Origin of the sequence: Streptomyces sp. CA-249302, assembly GCF_050936785.1 — a bacterium.
GTDB lineage: Bacteria > Actinomycetota > Actinomycetes > Streptomycetales > Streptomycetaceae > Streptomyces.
In genome coordinates this window covers 4,552,439-4,572,072 of the sequence record NZ_JBNJMG010000001.1, presented here as the reverse complement: position 1 = coordinate 4,572,072, position 19,634 = coordinate 4,552,439, and the positions used below count along the sequence as shown (strand labels likewise).

The following is a 19,634-nucleotide window of genomic DNA, read 5'->3' as shown; positions in this document are numbered from 1 at the left end:
GGCTGGTGTCCTTTGTTTGATTGCAACGTTGACGCTGGTGGTGCGTTGTGTTTCGATGTGTTCGGTTCTGTTTGATGATTGAGTGGCTCGAATAGGGAGTCGCAGTGAAGAAGACCTCGACCCGGCTGGCCGACGGTCGCGAGCTCATCTACTACGACCTGCGCGACGACAACGTGCGGGACGCGGTGGACCGGCGGCCGCTGGAGCGGACCGTCACGACCTCCGAGATCCGCCGTGACCCGCTGCTCGGCGACTCGGTGGCGATCGCCTCGCACCGCCAGGGCCGCACCTACCATCCGCCGGCCGACGAGTGTCCGCTGTGCCCCTCCGAGGGCGACCGGCTCAGCGAGATCCCGGACTCGTCGTACGACGTCGTGGTCTTCGAGAACCGTTTCCCCTCGCTGGCCGGCGACTCCGGCCGCTGTGAGGTGGTCTGCTTCACCTCCGACCACAACGCCTCCTTCGCCGACCTCACCGAGGAGCAGGCCGGGCTGGTCCTGGAGGCGTGGACGGACCGCACCTCGGAGCTGTCGCATCTCCCCTCCGTGCAGCAGGTGTTCTGCTTCGAGAACCGCGGCGCGGAGATCGGCGTGACGCTCGGTCATCCGCACGGCCAGATCTACGCGTACCCGTTCACCACCCCGCGCACCGCGCTGATGCTGCGTTCACTCGCGGCCCACAAGGAGGCGACCGGGGGCGAGAACCTGTTCGACGCCGTCCTGGAGAGCGAACTCGCCGGTGAGCGGGTCGTCCTGGAGGGTGAACACTGGGTCGCCTTCGTGCCGTACTCCGCGCACTGGCCGTACGAGGTCCACCTGTATCCGAAGCGCCGGGTACCGGATCTGCTCGGGCTCGACGAGGGCGCGCGCACAGAGTTCCCCAAGGTCTATCTGGAACTCTTGAGGCGCTTCGACCGGATCTTCGGTGAGCACGAGCCCTCGACGCCGTACATCGCGGCCTGGCACCAGGCCCCGTTCGGCGCGCTGGAGGAGTTCGACGGCGTCAACCGTGACGACTTCGCGCTCCACCTCGAGCTTTTCACCATCCGACGGACCTCCGGCAAGCTGAAGTTCCTCGCGGGTTCCGAGTCCGGCATGAGCGTGTTCATCAACGACATCCGGCCGGAGGCCGCGGCCGAGCGACTGCGAGAGGTAGCGAGTTGATGAAGTACCTGGTGACGGGTGGCGCGGGTTACGTCGGCAGTGTGGTGGCCCAGCACCTGCTGGAGGCGGGCCACGAGGTCGTCGTGCTCGACAACCTCTCCACCGGCTTCCGTGAGGGCGTGCCGTCCGGCGCGGCCTTCATCGAGGGCGACATCCGCGACGCCGCGAAGTGGCTGGACGCCTCCTTCGAGGCGGTCCTGCACTTCGCCGCCTCGTCCCAGGTCGGCGAGTCCGTCGTCAAGCCCGAGAAGTACTGGGACAACAACGTCGGCGGCACCATGGCGCTGCTCGCCGCGATGCGCGAGGCCGGCGTCCGCAAGCTCGTCTTCTCCTCCACGGCCGCCACGTACGGCGAGCCGAAGGAGGTCCCGATCGTCGAGACCGCCCAGACGGCCCCCACCAACCCGTACGGCGCCACCAAGCTCGCCGTCGACCACATGATCACCGGCGAGGCGGCCGCCCACGGCCTGGGCGCGGTCTCCCTGCGCTACTTCAACGTGGCCGGCGCGTACGGCGCCCAGGGCGAGCGGCACGACCCCGAGTCGCACCTCATCCCGCTGGTCCTCCAGGTCGCCCAGGGCAGGCGCGAGGCCATCTCGGTGTACGGCGACGACTACCCGACGCCGGACGGCACCTGCGTCCGCGACTACATCCACGTCGCGGACCTGGCCGAGGCCCACCTGCTCGCCGTGGCGGCCGCCACCCCGGGCGAGCACCTGATCTGCAACCTCGGCAACGGCGAGGGCTTCTCCGTCCGCCAGGTCGTCGAGACCGTCCGCCAGGTCACCGGGCACCCGATCCCCGAGGTCGTGGCCCCGCGCCGCGGCGGCGACCCGGCGGTCCTGGTGGCCTCCGCCCAGAACGCCCGCGAGAAGCTGGGCTGGAACCCGTCCCGCGCGGACCTCGCGGGGATCGTCGCGGACGCGTGGGAGTTCGCGCAGAACATCGCAAGGGAGCAGTAGTGGAGCAGGTGCAGCGCGGTTTCGTGGAGCTCTACGGGACCGAGCCCGAGGGCGTCTGGTCGGCGCCGGGCCGCGTCAACCTCATCGGTGAGCACACCGACTACAACGACGGCTTCGTGATGCCCTTCGCGCTGCCGCACACCGCCGTCGCGGCCGTCTCCCGGCGCGCGGACGGGATCCTGCGCCTGCACTCGGCGGACGTCGAGGGTGGCGTCGTCGAGCTGCGCCTGGACGACCTCGCCCCGGAGTCCGACCGTAACTGGACGGCGTACCCCTCGGGCGTGGTCTGGGCGTTGCGCGAGGCCGGCCACCAGGTCACCGGTGCCGACGTCCACCTCACCTCGACGGTCCCGTCGGGCGCGGGCCTGTCCTCCTCGGCCGCGCTGGAGGTCGTGATCGCCCTGGCGCTCAACGACCTGTACGAACTGGGGCTCCAGCGCTGGCAGTTGGCCCGCCTGTGTCAGCGCGCCGAGAACGTCTACGTGGGCGCCCCCACCGGGATCATGGACCAGACGGCCTCCGCGTGCTGCGAGCAGGGCCACGCCCTCTTCCTCGACACCCGGGACCTCTCCCAGAAGCAGATCCCCTTCGACCTGGCCGCCGAGGGCATGCGCCTGCTGGTGGTCGACACCCAGGTCAAGCACGCCCACAGCGACGGCGAGTACGGCAAGCGCCGGGCGGGCTGCGAGCGGGGTGCGGCGCTGCTGGGCGTCGACGCACTGCGGGATGTGCCGTACGACGGGCTCGACGAGGCCCTGGCCCGGCTCGGCGACGACGAGGAGGCGGTCCGGCTGGTCCGGCACGTCGTCACCGAGGACGAGCGGGTGGAGAAGGTCGTCGCCCTGCTGGAGTCGGGCGAGACCCGCGCGATCGGCCCGGTGCTGATCGCCGGTCACGCCTCGCTGCGCGACGACTTCCGCATCTCCTGCCCGGAGCTGGACCTGGTCGTCGACACCGCCCTCGCCGCCGGCGCCCTGGGCGCCCGGATGACCGGTGGCGGCTTCGGCGGCTCGGCGATCGTGCTGGCCGAGGCGGCCGACGTGGACACGATCACGAAGGCGGTCGAGGAGGCCTTCGCGGCGGCGGGCTTCACCGCCCCGCGCACCTTCGAGGCGGTGCCCTCGGCGGGGGCGCGCCGGCTCAGCTGAGCCGCTTGGTCAACGTGTACTCGGTGATCCCCGGCGGATAGTCGGGGATCACGCACACCACCTCGTACCCCTGCTTCCGGTAGAACCCCGGCGCCTGGAAGTCCCAGGTCTCCACCCGGGACCGGTCGCAGCCGCGCTCGCCGCGCGCGATCCGCTCCGCCTCCGCGAGCAGTTGCGAACCCAGCCGGGTGCCCCGGTGCCTCTCGTCCACCCACAGATAGCTGACGTGCAGCCAGCTCGTCCAGGTGTGGCCGACGAGCCCGCCCGCCAGTTCGCCGCCCTCCGCCAACGCCCAGACATGGAGCGGAAGTTCCCGTTCACCTGGGGTTCCGCGCAGGGCGCGGAGCACGGGCGAGGCCGCCGTGTTGGTGTCCCGCAGCCGCATTCGGAGAAGATCGCGCCGGGCCTTGTCGACTTCTGTCTCAAGACGAAACATGCGGCTCACCATAAACGCGCCGGACAGCCAGTTCTGCAAATTACCTTCCGCTCCCCGCCCCCGGCCGTACCCTGATGAACAGCACCGGTGGGGGCCGGTGTTGATCAGGGGGCGAGACAGTCGGGTACGACGCCCGAAGTGGGGGTAACAGATTCCGCATGGCGGCGGCCATGCCGGGCCATCGCGCTTCGGGTGTCGTACCTGCACCCGTACCGTCTCCCGACGAAGGGGTATCCCCTGCTCCTCAAGGAGCATCGGGGAAGGGGGTTTCGTGGTTCGCATCCGAGTGCTGGTCGTCGACGACCACCGCATCTTCGCCGAGTCGCTCGCCGCCGCCCTGGCGGCCGAGCCCGACGTCGACGTCTCCGCCGCAGGCAGCGGTCCCGCCGCGCTGCGCAGTCTGGAGCGGGCGGCCGCCGAGGGGCGCCGTTTCGACGTACTGCTGGTCGACTCCGACCTGGGCGGCAACGTGCCGGGCGTACGCCCCGCCGTGCCGGTCCAGGACAACAACGAGGACGGGCTGGTCGACGGGATCTCGCTGGTCGCCGGGGTGCGCACCGCGCAGCCGGGCGTACGGATCGTCGTACTCGCCGAGAAGGACGACCCGCGCCGGGCCGCGCTCGCCCTGCAGGCCGGGGCCTCCGGCTGGGTCGCCAAGGACTGCTCGCTGTCCCGGCTGCTCAATGTCATACGAGGGGTCCTGCGCGACGAGACCCATCTGCCGCCGGCTCTCCTCACGGGCGTCCTGCGGGAGTTGACGGCCGCGCGCAAGCACCGCACCGAGAGCGAACGGCTCGTGGAGTCGCTGACCCCGCGGGAGCGGGAGGTGCTCCGTTGCATGGTGGCGGGGCTGGGGCGCAAGGCCGTCGCCGAGCGCCTGTTCCTGTCCCCACACACCGTCCGCACCCATATGCAGAACGTCCTCGGCAAACTGGGCGTCCACTCCACCCTGGCCGCGGTCGCGCTCGCGCGCCGGGCGGGCGTCGGACCCGTGGACCTAGCCGGGGATGTTGTCGAACGGGGCGGTCAGCTGGCGTAGCAGACCGGCGAGTTCGCCGCGCTGGGCCCGGGAGAGCTCGGCGAGGATCGCGCGCTCCTGGTCCAGGAGTCCGGCCAGGGCCTGGTCCGCGCGGTCCCGGCCCTCGTCGGACAGCCGCACCAGCACCCCGCGCCGGTCGCTGGGGTCGGGCAACCGCTCCACCAGGCCCTTCTTGGCCAAGCGGTCGATGCGGTTCGTCATCGTGCCCGAGGTGACCAGGGTCTGCGTCAGCAGCTGCCCCGGCGAGAGCTGGTACGGCGTGCCCGCGCGCCTCAGTGCGGTCAGCACGTCGAACTCCCAGGGCTCCAGGCTGTGCTCGGCGAAGGCCAGCCGGCGTGCCCGGTCCAGGTGCCGGGCCAGCCGGCTCACCCGGCTGAGCACCTCGAGCGGTTCCACGTCGAGGTCCGGACGCTCCCGGCGCCATGCTGCGACCAGTCGATCGACCTCGTCCTCCATGACGATCAGTGTAGTGGTTGTGTCGACGTGAAGTCTCTTGATGTCGAGTCTCTTGACATCAAGATAAATTTCCGGGGAAGGTGGACGGTATGAAGACGCCCACCTGGGACCCCGCCCAGTACCTCCGGCACGCCGGCCACCGCGCCCGCCCCTTCGTCGACCTCCTGGCCCGCGTCCCCGACCTGCCCTCCGCGCAACCCGCGGTCGCCGACCTCGGCTGCGGCCCGGGCAACGTCACCGTGCTGCTCGCCGACCGCTGGCCCACCGCGCACATCACCGGGTACGACAACTCGCCCGAGATGCTCGACCAGGCGCTGGTGGAGCACGAGGGAGAGACGCCGGGCGGCGGACGCCTGGACTTCTCCTACGCCGACGTCCGCACCTGGGCGCCGCCGCGGCCGTACGACCTGATCGTCAGCAACGCCACGCTCCAGTGGGTGCCGGGGCACGTGGAGCGTTTCGCCGACTGGATCGACGGGCTGGTCCCCGGCGGGACCTTCGCCTTCCAGGTGCCCGGCAACTTCTCCGCCCCCAGCCACCGGTTGATGCGCGAACTCGCCCACTCCGCCCGCTGGAAGGACCGCCTCGCCGAGACCCTCCGGCACGACGACGCGGTGCTCGCACCGGAGACCTACCTGGAGAGGCTGACCGCGCTCGGCTGCGAGGCGGACGTCTGGGAGACCACGTACGTCCATCTCCTGACCGGCGAGGACCCGGTCCTTGACTGGGTGAAGGGGACGGGACTGCGGCCGGTCCTCACCGCCCTCGCCGAAGACCCGGCGGCCCGGGAGGAGTTCGTCGCCGAGTACCGGGCGGCCCTGCGCGAGGCCTATCCGGCGACCGCCCACGGCACGCCCTTCCCGTTCCGCCGGATCTTCGCCGTGGCCCGCAAGGAGGCCTGATGCTGACCGTCGTCGATCATGTCCAGCTGGCGGCACCGCCGGGCTGCGAGGACCTGTTGCGCGCCTACTACGCCGACGTCCTCGGCATGACGGAGATCCCCAAGCCACCGGTGCTCGCTGCGCGGGGCGGGTGCTGGTTCCGGGCGGGGCAGGTGCAGCTGCACCTGGGGGTGGAGAAGGACTTCAGGCCCGCGAAGAAGGCGCATCCGGGGCTGCGGGTCACCGGGATCGAGGCGTACGCCTCCAGGCTGGAGGCCGGGGGAGCGAGCGTCACCTGGGACGACGACCTCCCGGGCCACCGGCGCTTCTACTCCGAGGACCCCGTGGGCAACCGGCTGGAGTTCCTGGAACCGCGGGCCTAGGCCTTGCGGCGCCCTATCAGGTGCGGCTTGGCCTCCAGGCCGTCCAGGCCGTGCCAGGCCAGGTTCACCAGATGGGCGGCGACCTCCGCCTTCCTCGGGCGGCGCACGTCCAGCCACCACTGGCCGGTCAGGGCGACCATGCCGACCAGGGCCTGGGCGTAGAGGGGGGCCAGCTTCGGGTCGAAGCCGCGGCTCTTGAACTCGCGGCCCAGGATGTCCTCCACCTGGGTGGCGATGTCCGAGATCAGCGACGCGAAGGAGCCCGTGGACTGCGGGATGGGGGAGTCGCGGACCAGGATGCGGAAGCCGTCCGTGTACTCCTCGATGTAGTCGAGGAGGGCGAAGGCCGCCTGTTCGCAGAGCTCACGGGGGTGGCCGGCGGTCAGCGAGCTGGTCACCATGTCGAGGAGGCGCCGCATCTCGCGGTCCACCACCACCGCGTACAGCCCCTCCTTGCCGCCGAAGTGCTCGTACACCACCGGCTTGGAGACCCCGGCCTTCGCCGCGATCTCCTCGACCGACGTGGCCTCGAAGCCCTTCGCGGCGAACAGGGTGCGACCGATCTCCAGCAGCTGCGCCCGTCGCTCGGCGCCCGTCATCCGGGTGCGACGCGCTCGCCGCGGCTTCTCTGGGCTCGGGGTGCTGCTCGGATCGGTCGCCACGCCGTCAATCATGCCGCCTCGGCCGTCTCCTTCCGGCGCCGAGAGCCCTCTTGGCCGGTGTTACGGCGCGAATCGATACGCGAGCGTGACGGCCAGCGCACGTCGTACGCCCAGCCCAGCTGCTCGCACCAGCGGATGATCCGCGCCGAGGAGTCCACCTGACCGCGCATCACACCGTGCCGCGCCGAGGTCGGGTCGGCGTGGTGCAGGTTGTGCCAGGACTCGCCGCAGGACAGCACGGCCAGCCACCACACGTTGCCCGAGCGGTCGCGCGACTTGAACGGCCGCTTGCCGACCGCGTGGCAGATCGAGTTGATCGACCAGGTGACGTGGTGCAGCAGCGCCACCCGTACGAGCGACCCCCAGAAGAAGCCGGTGAACGCGCCCCACCAGGACATCGTGACCAGACCGCCGATCAGCGCGGGCAGGGCGAGGGAGAGCATCGTCCAGTAGATGAACTGCCGGGAGATCGCCCGGATCGCCGGGTCCTTGATCAGGTCCGGGGCGTACTTGTCCTGCGGGGTGCGCTCCTCGTCGAACATCCAGCCGATGTGCGCCCACCACAGGCCCTTCATCAGCGCCGGAAGGGTCTCGCCGAAGCGCCACGGGGAGTGCGGGTCGCCCTCCGCGTCGGAGAACTTGTGGTGCTTGCGGTGGTCGGCGACCCAGCGGATCAGCGGGCCCTCCACCGCCAGCGAGCCGGCGACGGCGAGCGCGATCCGCAGCGGGCGCTTCGCCTTGAAGGAGCCGTGGGTGAAGTAGCGGTGGAAGCCGATCGTCACGCCGTGGCAGCCGAGGAAGTAGAAGAAGACCAGCAGGCCGAGGTCGAGCCAGCTCACGCCCCAGCCCCAGGCAAGCGGGACCGCCGTGAGGAGCGCCAGGAAGGGGACGACGATGAAGAGGAGAAGGGCGGACTGCTCGACGGACCCCTTTTTCTCGCCGCCGAGGGTTCCCCAGGTGGGCGGGGTGTCGTTGTGCGCCTTCGGGGCGTCGTCGATCACATCGGAAGTTGTGGTCATGGGGCGTCCCCTGTGGGGTCGAAGTTTGAGACTGGTGCCGGGTGGCAGGGGAACCGTGCCCAGGTTCCGTTACAACGGTCCCTACGGTTCCGTAACCTACGGCGTCGTAAGTATGGCAGTGCGCCGACCGGCGGCAAGAGCCCGAGAGTCTGCGCGTCCGCATGGACACCTATCCTTGGATTCGGTCGGACAGCGCGGTCCGCTCTGATTCCTTCCCGGATGTCAGGGCCGTATGCGGCAGCCGTCGCGCGGCCCGGAGCAGCCGGGTTCCCCTGCCGGACGAGCTTCAACACTGCAAGGAGCCGCACCTGTGAGCAGTGCCGACGACCTGACTTCGAACACCGCGTCGACCAGCCCCGAGCTGCGCGCCGACATCCGCCGGCTGGGTGACCTCCTGGGCGAGACCCTCGTCCGGCAGGAGGGCCCCGAGCTGCTGGAGCTCGTCGAGAAGGTGCGCCGCCTGACCCGCGAGGACGGAGAGGCCGCCGCCGAACTGCTGCGCGGCACCGAACTGGAGACCGCCGCCAAGCTGGTCCGCGCCTTCTCCACCTACTTCCACCTCGCCAACGTCACCGAGCAGGTCCACCGCGGCCGCGAGCTGCGCGCCCGGCGCGCCGCCGAGGGCGGTCTGCTGGCCCGCACCGCCGACCGCCTCAAGGACGCCGACCCCGAGCACCTCCGCCAGACGGTCGCCCACCTCAACGTCCGGCCGGTGTTCACCGCGCATCCCACCGAGGCCGCCCGCCGCTCGGTCCTCAACAAGCTGAGGCGCATCGCCACGCTCCTGGAGACCCCGGTCATCGAGTCCGACCGGCGCCGCTACGACACCCGCCTGGCCGAGAACATCGACCTCGTCTGGCAGACCGACGAGCTGCGCGTCGTACGCCCCGAGCCCGCCGACGAGGCCCGCAACGCCATCTACTACCTGGACGAGCTGCACGCCGGCGCCGTCGGCGACGTCCTGGAGGACCTCACCGCCGAGCTGGAGCGCGTCGGCGTCAGGCTGCCCGACGACACCCGCCCGCTCACCTTCGGCACCTGGATCGGCGGCGACCGCGACGGCAACCCGAACGTCACCCCCCAGGTCACCTGGGACGTCCTGATCCTCCAGCACGAGCACGGCATCAACGACGCCCTCGACATGGTCGACGAGCTGCGCGGCTTCCTGTCGAACTCCATCCGCTACACCGGCGCGACCCAGGAGCTCCTCGACTCGCTCCAGGCCGACCTGGAGCGCCTGCCCGAGATCAGCCCCCGCTACAAGCGCCTCAACGCCGAGGAGCCCTACCGGCTCAAGGCCACCTGCATCCGGCAGAAGCTGGAGAACACCAAGCAGCGCCTGGCCAGGGGCATCCCGCACGAGGCCGGCCACGACTACCTCGGCACCGCCGAACTGCTCGCCGACCTCACGCTCATCCAGACCTCCCTGCGCGAACACCGCGGCGGCCTCTTCGCCGACGGCCGCCTGGACCGCACCATCCGCACCCTCGCCGCCTTCGGCCTCCAGCTCGCCACCATGGACGTGCGCGAGCACGCGGACGCCCACCACCACGCCCTCGGCCAGCTCTTCGACCGGCTCGGCGAGGAGTCCTGGCGGTACACGGACATGCCTCGCGAGTACCGCTCCAAGCTGCTCGCGAAGGAGCTCAGGTCGCGGCGGCCGCTGGCGCCCACCCCGGCGCCCGTGGACGCGGCCGGCGCCAAGACCCTCGGCGTGTTCGAGACGGTCAAGAAGGCCCTCGCGGTCTTCGGGCCCGAGGTCGTCGAGTCGTACATCATCTCGATGTGCCAGGGCGCGGACGACGTCTTCGCCGCCGCCGTCCTCGCCCGCGAGGCCGGTCTGATCGACCTGCACGCCGGCTGGGCGAAGATCGGCATCGTGCCGCTCCTGGAGACCACGGACGAGCTCAAGGCCGCCGACACCATCCTGGAGGACATGCTCTCCGACCCGTCCTACCGGCGCCTGGTCGCGCTGCGCGGAGACGTCCAGGAGGTCATGCTCGGCTACTCGGACTCGTCGAAGTTCGGCGGCATCACCACCTCCCAGTGGGAGATCCACCGCGCCCAGCGGCGGCTGCGTGACGTCGCCCACCGGTACGGCGTACGGCTGCGGTTGTTCCACGGCCGTGGCGGCACGGTGGGCCGCGGTGGCGGTCCGTCCCACGACGCGATCCTCGCCCAGCCCTGGGGCACCCTGGAGGGCGAGATCAAGGTGACCGAGCAGGGCGAGGTCATCTCCGACAAGTACCTCGTGCCGTCCCTGGCCCGCGAGAACCTGGAACTGACGGTCGCCGCCACCCTCCAGGCCTCCGCCCTGCACACCGCCCCGCGCCAGTCCGACGAGGCCCTGGCCCGCTGGGACGCGGCGATGGACGTCGTGTCGGACGCCGCCCACGCCGCCTACCGCAGGCTCGTCGAGGACCCGGACCTGCCGACCTACTTCCTCGCGTCGACGCCGGTGGACCAGCTCGCCGACCTGCACCTCGGCTCGCGGCCCTCCCGCCGCCCCGGCTCCGGCGTCTCCCTCGACGGACTGCGCGCCATCCCGTGGGTGTTCGGCTGGACCCAGTCCCGGCAGATCGTCCCCGGCTGGTACGGCGTCGGCTCCGGCCTCAAGGCGCTGCGCGAGGCGGGCCTCGACACCGTGCTCGACGAGATGCACGAACAGTGGCACTTCTTCCGCAACTTCGTCTCCAACGTCGAGATGACCCTCGCCAAGACCGACCTGCGGATCGCCGCCCACTACGTCGACACCCTCGTCCCGGACGAGCTGAAGCACGTCTTCGACACCATCCGCGCCGAGCACGAACTGACCGTGCGCGAGGTCCTCCGGGTCACCGGTGAGTCCGAACTCCTCGACGCCACCCCCGTGTTGAAGCAGACCTTCGCCATCCGGGACGCCTACCTGGACCCGATCTCCTACCTCCAGGTGACCCTCCTCAAGCGCCAGCGCGACGCTGCGGCCGCGGGCGAGACCCCCGACCCGCTGCTCGCCCGCGCCCTGCTCCTCACGGTCAACGGCGTCGCGGCGGGCCTGCGCAACACCGGCTGACGGACGTGCAACCGGGGGTGCCCCCGAGCCTTGTACGGGCTCGGGGGCACCTTTCTTCTCCGCCTTGTGTACGTCAGCCCCGGCGCCGCCTGGCCAGGAGGTAACCGCCCCCGGCGACCAGCGTCGCCGCGAGCCCCGAGAGCAGACCGACGGGCGCGCCGTTCCCGGTCTCGGCGAGGTCGCCGGAGTCACCGCCCTGCGCGGAGGGCGACGCGGCCGGAGCCCCGCCCGCGGCCGAACTCGGCGACGCGGTGGGGGAGTCGGGCGAGGCGGACACGGAGGCCGACGCGGACGGCGCCGAGGTGGACGTCGTACCACCGCCGCCCTTCGAGTCGTCCTTCCCGCAGTCAGTCCAGAACACCTTGTGCTTGGCGGCGCCCTTCTCGCCTGCGAAGTTCCAGAACAGCTTGTAGTGACCGTCGGGCAGCGACAGGTCCTCGGTACGGCCGTGCCCCTGGGCGTCCAGGACGATGTCCCCGGACTTCACGGTCGCGCCCTTGGTGCCGGCGGTCGGGGCCCAGGCCTCGATGTGCCAGCCGACCTGCTGGACGGCGTCGAAACCGAAGGCGTCCAGGTAGAACGTGCAGACGTGCGGTTCGTTCCGCCTGAGCTCCTCGCCGGTCCTGGCATCGTGGATCTTGACGGTCCCGTTGTCTCCGGGAGCGGTGGCGTGGGCGGCGACGGGCGCGGTGAACAGCGCGGCCGCGGCGACGGCGGACAGGGCGCCGGCACGGGTGAGGGTACGCATGGGGCAGTCCATCTTCGAGTTACGGACGGGAAGATGTGGAGGGGGCGGCTCAGCTTCCAGCCATCACTGACCTACGGTCAATCACGAACAGGCAACACACAGACTCTCCACAAAGGGGAGAACAGGGGAAACCGTCAGATCGTCACGAAAGCTGCCGTGAGCAGTGCGATCCCGGTCCCGGCCATGACCCACGCGGCCCGCGTCCGCCGCAGCCCGCCGGCCACCACCACCGACGCCAGCAGCAGCGCACCGCCCAGCGGCACCCACGAGTACAGGATCCCGGCCGGGCCCGAGCGGACCACCTCGTCGCTCCCGGGCATGACGACCACGGTGTACGTCCGCCCCTTCTTCACCGCGACCGTCCGGTCGATGACGACATGGTCCCGGCCCGACGCCCCCTCCGAGACCGGCGTGTACGGACCCGTGCAGGTGTCCGCCCCGCACCGCGCCACCTCGATCGTGCCGGTCTCCCGCCCCTTCGTCAGCATCACGTACGGCGCGGTCCGCCAGGACGCCCACACCCCGGCGATCAGGATCAGCGCCGCGACGGTACCCATCGCCGCGATCCGCCCGAACCGCAGCGCGGTGACGGAGACCTGACGGGAAGCGGTGGCTGCGGGCATGGCGGGGATCATTGGCCATGCCCGCACGATCGGTCAACTCCGGTGCCGGACAAGTCGCCAGTTGTACGGGCTTTGCGGTCAGGAGTTGTACGTGCCCTGTGCCCGCTCCAGCCCCTCGATCACCAGACACTCCACCGCGTCCGCCGCCCGGTCCACGAAGTAGTCCAGCTCCTTGCGTTCGGCGGCGGAGAAGTCCTTCAGCACGAAGTCGGCGACCTGCATACGACCGGGAGGGCGCCCGATCCCGAACCGCACCCGGTGGTACTCCGCCGAGAACGCCTTCGTCATCGACTTCAGCCCGTTGTGCCCGTTGTCCCCGCCACCGAGCTTGAGACGCAGGACGCCGTAGTCGATGTCCAACTCGTCGTGCACGGCGACGATGTTCGCCACCGGGACCTTGTAGAAGTCCTTGAGCGCGTTCACCGGCCCGCCCGACAGGTTCATGAACGACATCGGCTTCGCCAGGATCACCCGCCGGTTGAGCGGTCCCGGCGGCCCGATCCGCCCCTCGACGACCTGCGCCTGCGCCTTCCCGGCCCGCTTGAACCTCCCCCCGATCCGCTCGGCCAGCAGATCGGCCACCATGAACCCCACGTTGTGCCGGTTCATGGCGTACTCGGGCCCCGGATTGCCCAGGCCCACGATCAGCCACGGGGCGTTGGCGTCGGTCGTCACGTGCATGTCTCCTTCATACGCGTCAGCCGCTGCCCCGTGAGGGAACAGCGGCTGACGAAACGGCGAGAGGTGAGGATCAGGCCTCGGCGACGTCCTCGCCCGCGGTCTCCTCGCCCTCGGCGGCCTCCTCGGCCTGCGCGGCCAGGACCTGGAGCACGACGGCGTCCCCGTCGACGGCCAGCGTGGTGCCGTTCGGGAGCTTGATGTCCTTGGCGAGGACGGAGGCACCGGCCTCCAGGCCCTCGATGGAGACCGTGACGGCCTGGGGGATGTGGGTGGCCTCGGCCTCGACCGGCAGCGCGTTCAGAACGTGCTCCAGCAGGTAACCACCCGGGGCCAGCTCGCCCTCGGCGTGCACCGGGACCTCGACCGTGACCTTCTCGCCACGCTTGACCAGCAGCAGGTCGACGTGCTCCAGGTGACCCTTGACCGCGTCACGCTGGACGGCCTTCGGGATCGCCAGCTCGTTGGTCTTGCCGTCGATGTCCAGGGAGATCAGGACGTTCGGCGTACGCAGGGCGAGCAGCAGGTCGTGGCCCGGCAGGGTCACGTGCAGCGGGTCGGAACCGTGGCCGTACAGCACACCGGGAACCTTGGCGTCACGGCGGATACGGCGGGCGGCACCCTTGCCGAACTCGGAACGGGTCTCGGCGGAGATCTTGACCTCGGACATGATCACTCCTCGTAGAAATAGATCGGACGTGGTCACCCGGCCACGAACGGCCTGCTACGAAGAGCGCGTCGATAACGGAGGCGTGGCCTCCCTCGCCGAGCAACTGGGACAGTCTACTCAGCGAGGGAGGCCACGCGAAAATCGATCAACCGTGATACGGCTTACTGCTCGTCGAAGAGGCTCGTCACCGAACCGTCCTCGAACACCTCGCGCACCGCGCTCGCGATCGTCGGCGCGATCGACAGCACCGTGATCTTGTCCAGGTCCCCGCCCAGCTCACCCGGCGTCGGCAGCGTGTTCGTGAACACGAACTCGCTCACCCGGGAGTTCTTCAGACGGTCCGCGGCCGGACCCGACAGCACACCGTGCGTCGCCGTCACGATGACGTCCTCCGCACCGTGCGCGAACAGCGCGTCTGCAGCGGCGCAGATCGTGCCACCGGTGTCGATCATGTCGTCGACGAGCACACAGACCCGGCCCTTGACCTCACCCACGACCTCGTGGACGGTCACCTGGTTCGCCACGTCCTTGTCGCGCCGCTTGTGCACGATCGCCAGGGGCGCGCCCAGCCGGTCGCACCAGCGGTCCGCCACCCGCACCCGGCCGGCGTCCGGCGAGACCACGGTCAGCTTGTCCCGGTCGACCTTGCGGCCCACGTAGTCCGCGAGCAGCGGAAGCGCGAAGAGGTGGTCGACGGGGCCGTCGAAGAAGCCCTGGATCTGGTCCGTGTGCAGGTCCACCGTCAGGATCCGGTCCGCGCCCGCCGTCTTCATCAGATCGGCGATCAGCCGGGCCGAGATCGGCTCACGGCCACGGTGCTTCTTGTCCTGCCGGGCATAGCCGTAGAACGGCACGATCACGGTGATCGACCGGGCCGAAGCACGCTTCAGCGCGTCGATCATGATCAGCTGCTCCATGATCCACTGGTTGATCGGAGCCGTGTGGCTCTGGATCACGAAGCAGTCCGCGCCACGCGCCGACTCCTGGTAACGGACGTAGATCTCACCGTTCGCGAAGTCGAAGGCCTTCGTCGGGACGACCCCGACACCCAGCTGCTGGGCGACCTCCTCGGCAAGCTCGGGGTGGGCGCGGCCGGAGAAGAACATCATCTTCTTCTCGCCGGTCGTCTTGATCCCGGTCACAGCTGTCTCCTCAGAGGTGTCTCAACTGGGTGTGCACTTATCACGGTACGCCGTGTTTGGCGCACCCGTTTCCGGTCAGCCTTCGCTCTCGACCTGCTGGGACGCCGCCTCCGCGGCCTTCGCCGCCGCGCTCCCCGGACGCTTGCGCGCCACCCAACCCTCGATATTCCGCTGCTGACCACGGGCCACGGCCAGCGAACCGGGGGGCACGTCCTTCGTGATCACGGACCCCGCGGCGGTGTACGCACCGTCCCCGACCGTGACGGGTGCCACAAACATATTGTCCGAGCCCGTCTTGCAGTGCGACCCGACGGTCGTGTGGTGCTTGCTCTCGCCGTCGTAGTTCACGAACACGCTGGCCGCACCGATGTTGCTGAAGTCACCGATGGTCGCGTCACCGACGTACGACAGATGCGGAACCTTCGTTCCCTCACCGATCGAGGAGTTCTTGGTCTCGACGAACGTACCGATCTTGCCCTTGACGCCCAGCCGCGATCCAGGACGCAGATAGGCGTACGGCCCCACGCTCGCGCCCGCCCCGACCTCCGAGCTGTACGCCACCGTGTTGTCGACGCGCGCGCCCGCGCCCACCCTGGTGTCCGTGAGCCGGCAGTTGGGGCCGACCTCGGCGCCCTCGCCCAGGTGCGTCGAGCCGTGCAGCTGGGTGCCCGGGTGGACGACCGCGTCCTGCTCGAAGGTGACGGTGACGTCGACCCAGGTGGTCGCGGGGTCGATCACCGTCACCCCCGCGAGCATCGCCTCGGTCAGCAGCCGGTCGTTCAGGATCCGCCGGGCCTCGCTCAGCTGCACCCGGTTGTTGATCCCGGCGATCTCCCGGTGGTCACCGGCGACGGACGCCCCGACCCGGTGCCCGGCCTCGCGCAGGATCCCCAGCACGTCGGTGAGGTACTCCTCGCCCTGGCTGTTGTCCGTCCGCACCTTCTTCAGCGCCTCGGCGAGCAGTTGCCCGTCGAACGCGAACACGCCGGAGTTGATCTCACGGACGGCCCGCTGGGCCTCCGTCGCGTCCTTGTGCTCGACGATCCCGGTGACGGCACCCGTGGCCTCGTCCCGCACGATCCGGCCGTAACCGGTGGCGTCCGGGACCTCGGCGGTGAGCACGGTCACGGCGTTCGAGTCGGCGGCGTGGACCGCGGCGAGCTGCCGGAGGGTGGCGCCGGTGAGCAGCGGGGTGTCGCCGCAGACGACCACGACGGTGCCGTCGACGCTGCCGCCGAGTCCCTCCAGGGCGATCCGGACGGCGTGCCCGGTGCCGTTCTGCTCCTCCTGCACGGCGGTGCGTACGGCGGGGTCGATCGCGCCGAGATGGGCGCCGACCTTCTCCCGCGCGTGCCCGACGACCACGACGAGGTTCTCGGGGTCCAACTCACGGGCGGCGGCCAGCACATGGCCCACCAGGCTGCGTCCGCAGAGCTCGTGCAGGACCTTGGGTGTGGCCGACTTCATACGGGTGCCCTCACCCGCTGCGAGAACGACGACGGCTGCCGGGCGAATGGCGCTCACGGGGTTGCCCTTCGGCTTTTGGGATGGGTGGGGACATCCGCAGGATACCGGGGCGTTTCGTGGGGGACATGAGAGTGGGCCCTGACAGTGCTGTCACCAGTCAGGACCCGAACCGAGCAGAGCTCCCCCGCCAGGACTCGAACCCGGACAGATGGCACCAAAAGCCACAGTGCTGCCAATTACACCACGGGGGATCAAACTCAACTGAACCGGACATTCGGCTAGATCGCTGAGTCGGCACCCAACACTATGCCGTACCAGGAGCCCTTGATGCGACGGTATAGGCCAGCGCTCTTGCCGACGTGGATGACCAGGCAACCCCGGTAGGCCGCGGACACGTCGTCCGGCCGGAATGATCTGTTCCGGGGGCGAGCCGTGTGCGATTCGGCAGTTCGAGGGAAAGTGGGTGGTTTCGTGTTCGGTCCGTCACTGAATGTGGTGTAGGCCAGTCACGGAAACTCACCGGAAAACGGGGCGTCGGCGCCCGTAGGCTGGAGGCATGACCACGACGGGGGAAGACCACGCCACGGGCCGGGGAGGGCCGTGGTGGTGGGAGCGGTGGCGTAGTGCGGCGTTGGATGTGGGGCTCGCGGCCGCGTCCGCGGGGGAGTGTGCGTTCGAGGGGATCCGGTTCGCGCGGGACGCGGGGATCCCGTTGGCCGCGGGGGTCGTCTTCGGCGTGCTCGCCGGCTCCGCGCTGCTGGTGCGCCGGCAGTGGCCCATCGCCGTGGTGCTGGTGTCGATCGCCATCACCCCGGCCCAGATGGGCTACCTGATGGGCATCGTCGGCCTCTACACTCTCGCCGCCTCGGAGCTGCCCCGCCGGATCATCGGCTCGCTCGCCGGGATGTCGCTGGTCGGGATGCTGATCGTGATGTTCGTGCGGGTCCAGCAGGACATGGCGCACGGGGACTGGAAGCTCGGCGACTGGTTCGTGCCGTTCGCCGCGATCACGATCGCCATCGGGATGACGGCGCCGCCGCTGCTCCTGGGCCTGTACGTGGGCGCCCGGCGGCGGCTGATGGAGAGTCTGCGGGAGCGGGCGGACAGCCTCGAGCGGGAGTTGCAGCTGCTCGCCGAGCGCGCGGAGGAGCGCGCGGAGTGGGCGCGGGGTGAGGAACGGACACGGATCGCCCGGGAGATGCACGACGTCGTGGCGCATCGGGTGAGTCTGATGGTCGTGCATGCGGCTGCCTTGCAGGCGGTGGCTCGGAAGGATCCCGAGAAGGCCGTGAAGAACGCCGCGCTCGTGGGCGACATGGGGCGGCAGGCGCTGACCGAGCTGCGGGAGATGCTCGGGGTGCTGCGGAGTGGGGACGGCGGTGTACGGCGGCCGTCGGAGCAGGCCGCCGCTGTTCCGTTGGCGGCGGTCGGGGTCGCCGCGGCCGTGGCCGCCTCCAGGGCCGTCGACGAGGGCGAGGGCCCCTGCCTCTCCGAACTGGAGGAGCTGGTCGGGCAGTCGGCGGCGGCCGGGATGGTCGTGGATCTGTCCGTGGAGGGGGAGACGCGGCTGTATGCGGCGGAGATCGAGCAGACCGCGTATCGCGTCGTCCAGGAGGCGTTGACGAACGTCCACAAGCATGCGGCGGGCGCGAAGACGTATGTGCGGGTGGCGCACCGGGTGTCGGAGATCGCGATGCAGGTGGAGAACGAGCCGCCGCCGGAGGTCGCCTCGGCCTCGTCCGCGCGGTTGCCGTCGGGGGGCAACGGGCTGGTCGGGATGAAGGAGCGGGTCACCGGCCTGGGCGGAGTGTTCGTGTCGGGGCCGACGGACGCGGGGGGTTTCCGGGTGTCCGCGGTGATTCCGGCGGCGTAGGGGGCGTGACTCCGGGCGGGCTCACGGCCGTAACCCTGGGGCCTGTGGAGCCGTATCGGCTCAGCCCGCCGTCAGCCGTACCGGTTCGATGCCCGTGACGAGGCCGGAGAGGGCCTGGTCGATGTCGGGGCCGAGGTACCAGTCGCCGGTGTGGTCGAGGGCGTAGACGCGGCCCTCGGCGTCGATGGCGAGGAGGGACTGGGTGTCGGTCTCGGTGCCGAGGGGGCTGACCTCGGTGTCGAGGGCGCGACCGAGGTCGGCGAGGGTGCGGGCCAGGTGGAGGCCGTGCAGCGGGTCGAGGTGGACGGCGGTGGGGGCGACCTGGCGGCCGGGTCCGGTGGGGGTGACGTGGAGGCCGCCGAACTCGGCCCATGCCTCGACGGCGGCGGGGAAGACGGCGTGCCGGTGGCCGGCCGGTGAGGCGTGGTCGCGCAGGGCGTCGGCCCAGTACTCGGCCTGTTTTATGTCCCAGCGTCCGGGCTGCCAGCCGGCGGCGCGCAGCGCGGCGTCGACGGGCGCGGGGAAGCGGGACGGGGGTCCGCCCTGCCCGAGTGGCGCCGGGGGATGGGTGGAGGCGGTGCGGTCGGGGTGCATCTGCCCTTCGATCGTCGAGGTCATGGTCGGGCGCGGGGCCGTCCTGCCGGTCTGCCTTGGTGCTGTGGGGGTGGAGGCGGGGTCAGTCGTCCGCCGCGGGATCGACGACGCGTACGCCGAAGTGGGCGCTGAGCGCGCTGCACGCGCGGCAGGGGGCGGCGAAGCTGCCGTGCAGGGGGTCGCCGTCCTCGCGGATGCGGCGGGCGGTGAGCTTGGCCGTCTTGAGGGCCTTGCGGGCCTCGCCGTTGGTCATGGGCTTGCGGGCGGCGCGCCTGCTGCGGGCGTCGTCCGCGGCGGCTATCTGGCGGGAGATGAGGATCGTCTCGGCGCAGCGGCCGGTGAAGCGGTCGCGCTGGGCGCTGGTGAGGGTGTCCAGGAAGTCCTGGACGAGCGGGTGCAGCGGCGGGGGCTGGTCGCCGCGGGCGGCGGTGCCGGTGAGGGTGGCGCCGCGGACGGAGAGGGCGGCGGCGACGGTCGGGAGTATGCCGTCGCGGCGGTGGAGCAGGGCGGGCGCGTGCGGTCCCTCGGTGCTGCTCCAGCCGATGCGCGGGTCGCCGGACATACCGGTGTTGCGGGCGTCCGTGTGCGGTCCCGTCTGCGTCGCGTTCATGATCGTCATCCCCTCCCGAGCATCCCCC

The 19,634-nt window shown here is 70.6% G+C and carries 20 protein-coding genes and 1 tRNA gene; 8 read left to right on the top strand and 13 right to left on the bottom strand.

What is annotated here, in order from left to right; all coding sequences use genetic code 11:
• Nucleotides 1-104 precede the first annotated feature (104 nt).
• From galT to galK, 3 genes are read left to right on the top strand one after another with little or no spacing between them, the layout of a single operon-like run.
• Nucleotides 105-1,163: a galactose-1-phosphate uridylyltransferase gene (galT, locus tag ACQEWB_RS20360; protein ID WP_432832962.1), complete on the top strand. Its 1,059-nt coding sequence runs from the start codon at nt 105-107 to the stop codon at nt 1,161-1,163.
• On the top strand, nt 1,163-2,125 hold the full coding sequence (gene galE / locus ACQEWB_RS20355; RefSeq protein WP_432832960.1) for a UDP-glucose 4-epimerase GalE: 963 nt from the start codon (nt 1,163-1,165) through the stop codon (nt 2,123-2,125). Before galT ends, galE begins: the two co-directional genes overlap by 1 nt.
• Entirely contained in the window at nt 2,125-3,273 is a 1,149-nt protein-coding gene (galK, locus tag ACQEWB_RS20350; RefSeq protein ID WP_432832958.1) for a galactokinase, read from the top strand. The genes galE and galK overlap by 1 nt, the downstream gene beginning before the upstream one ends.
• Here the strand turns inward: galK and ACQEWB_RS20345 are convergent.
• Nucleotides 3,266-3,721, bottom strand: a complete 456-nt coding sequence (locus ACQEWB_RS20345; protein ID WP_432843909.1) for a GNAT family N-acetyltransferase — start codon at nt 3,719-3,721, stop codon at nt 3,266-3,268. The genes galK and ACQEWB_RS20345 overlap by 8 nt on opposite strands.
• 259 nt (nt 3,722-3,980) lie before the next feature.
• Here ACQEWB_RS20345 and ACQEWB_RS20340 point away from each other — a divergent pair, with 259 nt between their 5' ends.
• Nucleotides 3,981-4,748, top strand: a complete 768-nt coding sequence (locus ACQEWB_RS20340; protein ID WP_432832956.1) for a LuxR C-terminal-related transcriptional regulator — start codon at nt 3,981-3,983, stop codon at nt 4,746-4,748.
• Here the strand turns inward: ACQEWB_RS20340 and tamR are convergent.
• Nucleotides 4,707-5,204: a MarR family transcriptional regulator TamR gene (tamR, locus tag ACQEWB_RS20335; protein ID WP_432832954.1), complete on the bottom strand. Its 498-nt coding sequence runs from the start codon at nt 5,202-5,204 to the stop codon at nt 4,707-4,709. The two genes, ACQEWB_RS20340 and tamR, sit on opposite strands and share 42 nt — an antisense overlap.
• A gap of 89 nt (nt 5,205-5,293) precedes the next feature.
• On the opposite strand from tamR, the gene ACQEWB_RS20330 reads away from it, so the two are divergent.
• Nucleotides 5,294-6,106 carry a trans-aconitate 2-methyltransferase gene (locus tag ACQEWB_RS20330; RefSeq protein ID WP_432832952.1) on the top strand — a complete coding sequence of 271 codons (813 nt, stop codon included), beginning with the start codon at nt 5,294-5,296 and terminating at the stop codon, nt 6,104-6,106.
• Nucleotides 6,106-6,468 carry a VOC family protein gene (locus tag ACQEWB_RS20325; protein WP_432832950.1) on the top strand — a complete coding sequence of 121 codons (363 nt, stop codon included), beginning with the start codon at nt 6,106-6,108 and terminating at the stop codon, nt 6,466-6,468. The genes ACQEWB_RS20330 and ACQEWB_RS20325 overlap by 1 nt, the downstream gene beginning before the upstream one ends.
• Here the strand turns inward: ACQEWB_RS20325 and ACQEWB_RS20320 are convergent.
• Entirely contained in the window at nt 6,465-7,142 is a 678-nt protein-coding gene (locus ACQEWB_RS20320; RefSeq protein WP_432832948.1) for a TetR family transcriptional regulator, read from the bottom strand. The two genes, ACQEWB_RS20325 and ACQEWB_RS20320, sit on opposite strands and share 4 nt — an antisense overlap.
• Nucleotides 7,139-8,149, bottom strand: coding sequence for an acyl-CoA desaturase (locus ACQEWB_RS20315; RefSeq protein WP_432832946.1), 1,011 nt, complete (start codon nt 8,147-8,149; stop codon nt 7,139-7,141). Before ACQEWB_RS20315 ends, ACQEWB_RS20320 begins: the two co-directional genes overlap by 4 nt.
• 310 nt (nt 8,150-8,459) lie before the next feature.
• On the opposite strand from ACQEWB_RS20315, the gene ppc reads away from it, so the two are divergent.
• Complete coding sequence (gene ppc / locus ACQEWB_RS20310) at nt 8,460-11,201, top strand: phosphoenolpyruvate carboxylase (RefSeq protein ID WP_432832944.1); 2,742 nt, start codon at nt 8,460-8,462, stop codon at nt 11,199-11,201.
• 73 nt (nt 11,202-11,274) lie between these two features.
• Here ppc and ACQEWB_RS20305 read toward each other — a convergent pair whose 3' ends face one another.
• From ACQEWB_RS20305 to ACQEWB_RS20275, 7 genes are all read right to left on the bottom strand, one after another.
• Nucleotides 11,275-11,949 (bottom strand): LPXTG cell wall anchor domain-containing protein, encoded by a 675-nt coding sequence (locus ACQEWB_RS20305; protein WP_432832942.1) that lies wholly within the window; start codon nt 11,947-11,949, stop codon nt 11,275-11,277.
• Nucleotides 11,950-12,083: 134 nt separating this feature from the next.
• Entirely contained in the window at nt 12,084-12,584 is a 501-nt protein-coding gene (locus ACQEWB_RS20300) for a hypothetical protein (protein ID WP_432843907.1), read from the bottom strand.
• Nucleotides 12,585-12,650: 66 nt separating this feature from the next.
• Nucleotides 12,651-13,253, bottom strand: coding sequence for an aminoacyl-tRNA hydrolase (pth, locus tag ACQEWB_RS20295; RefSeq protein ID WP_432832940.1), 603 nt, complete (start codon nt 13,251-13,253; stop codon nt 12,651-12,653).
• A gap of 70 nt (nt 13,254-13,323) precedes the next feature.
• Nucleotides 13,324-13,920, bottom strand: coding sequence for a 50S ribosomal protein L25/general stress protein Ctc (locus ACQEWB_RS20290; RefSeq protein ID WP_432832938.1), 597 nt, complete (start codon nt 13,918-13,920; stop codon nt 13,324-13,326).
• A 161-nt stretch (nt 13,921-14,081) separates the two neighbouring features.
• The gene (locus ACQEWB_RS20285) at nt 14,082-15,062 is read right to left on the bottom strand and encodes a ribose-phosphate diphosphokinase (protein ID WP_388828124.1); all 981 of its coding nucleotides are present in this window, start codon (nt 15,060-15,062) and stop codon (nt 14,082-14,084) included.
• 75 nt (nt 15,063-15,137) lie between these two features.
• Nucleotides 15,138-16,586: a bifunctional UDP-N-acetylglucosamine diphosphorylase/glucosamine-1-phosphate N-acetyltransferase GlmU gene (gene glmU / locus ACQEWB_RS20280; protein WP_432832935.1), complete on the bottom strand. Its 1,449-nt coding sequence runs from the start codon at nt 16,584-16,586 to the stop codon at nt 15,138-15,140.
• A 122-nt stretch (nt 16,587-16,708) separates the two neighbouring features.
• Nucleotides 16,709-16,780: transfer RNA gene (locus ACQEWB_RS20275), tRNA-Gln, on the bottom strand.
• 305 nt (nt 16,781-17,085) lie between these two features.
• Here ACQEWB_RS20275 and ACQEWB_RS20270 point away from each other — a divergent pair.
• The gene (locus ACQEWB_RS20270; protein WP_432832933.1) at nt 17,086-18,402 is read left to right on the top strand and encodes a sensor histidine kinase; all 1,317 of its coding nucleotides are present in this window, start codon (nt 17,086-17,088) and stop codon (nt 18,400-18,402) included.
• A gap of 60 nt (nt 18,403-18,462) precedes the next feature.
• On the opposite strand, the gene ACQEWB_RS20265 is transcribed toward ACQEWB_RS20270, so the two are convergent.
• Together ACQEWB_RS20265 and ACQEWB_RS20260 are read right to left on the bottom strand one after the other, a co-directional pair.
• Nucleotides 18,463-18,996 carry an SUKH-3 domain-containing protein gene (locus tag ACQEWB_RS20265; protein ID WP_432843905.1) on the bottom strand — a complete coding sequence of 178 codons (534 nt, stop codon included), beginning with the start codon at nt 18,994-18,996 and terminating at the stop codon, nt 18,463-18,465.
• Nucleotides 18,997-19,078: 82 nt separating this feature from the next.
• Nucleotides 19,079-19,615, bottom strand: a complete 537-nt coding sequence (locus ACQEWB_RS20260; protein WP_432832931.1) for a YwqJ-related putative deaminase — start codon at nt 19,613-19,615, stop codon at nt 19,079-19,081.
• Nucleotides 19,616-19,634: the final 19 nt, after the last annotated feature.

Bases quoted from the DNA above. Each gene is read 5' to 3' on its own strand.
- tamR (WP_432832954.1), bottom strand. From the start codon at position 5,204: ATGGAGGACGAGGTCGATCGACTGGTCGCAGCATGGCGCCGGGAGCGT.
- ACQEWB_RS20320 (WP_432832948.1), bottom strand. From the start codon at position 7,142: ATGATTGACGGCGTGGCGACCGATCCGAGCAGCACCCCGAGCCCAGAG.
- ACQEWB_RS20260 (WP_432832931.1), bottom strand. From the start codon at position 19,615: ATGACGATCATGAACGCGACGCAGACGGGACCGCACACGGACGCCCGC.
- pth (WP_432832940.1), bottom strand. From the start codon at position 13,253: ATGCACGTGACGACCGACGCCAACGCCCCGTGGCTGATCGTGGGCCTG.
- ACQEWB_RS20265 (WP_432843905.1), bottom strand. From the start codon at position 18,996: ATGCACCCCGACCGCACCGCCTCCACCCATCCCCCGGCGCCACTCGGG.
- ACQEWB_RS20290 (WP_432832938.1), bottom strand. From the start codon at position 13,920: ATGTCCGAGGTCAAGATCTCCGCCGAGACCCGTTCCGAGTTCGGCAAG.
- ACQEWB_RS20315 (WP_432832946.1), bottom strand. From the start codon at position 8,149: ATGACCACAACTTCCGATGTGATCGACGACGCCCCGAAGGCGCACAAC.
- galE (WP_432832960.1), top strand. From the start codon at position 1,163: ATGAAGTACCTGGTGACGGGTGGCGCGGGTTACGTCGGCAGTGTGGTG.
- ACQEWB_RS20300 (WP_432843907.1), bottom strand. From the start codon at position 12,584: ATGATCCCCGCCATGCCCGCAGCCACCGCTTCCCGTCAGGTCTCCGTC.
- ACQEWB_RS20270 (WP_432832933.1), top strand. From the start codon at position 17,086: ATGACCACGACGGGGGAAGACCACGCCACGGGCCGGGGAGGGCCGTGG.
- ACQEWB_RS20345 (WP_432843909.1), bottom strand. From the start codon at position 3,721: ATGGTGAGCCGCATGTTTCGTCTTGAGACAGAAGTCGACAAGGCCCGG.
- ACQEWB_RS20325 (WP_432832950.1), top strand. From the start codon at position 6,106: ATGCTGACCGTCGTCGATCATGTCCAGCTGGCGGCACCGCCGGGCTGC.
- ACQEWB_RS20305 (WP_432832942.1), bottom strand. From the start codon at position 11,949: ATGCGTACCCTCACCCGTGCCGGCGCCCTGTCCGCCGTCGCCGCGGCC.
- ACQEWB_RS20330 (WP_432832952.1), top strand. From the start codon at position 5,294: ATGAAGACGCCCACCTGGGACCCCGCCCAGTACCTCCGGCACGCCGGC.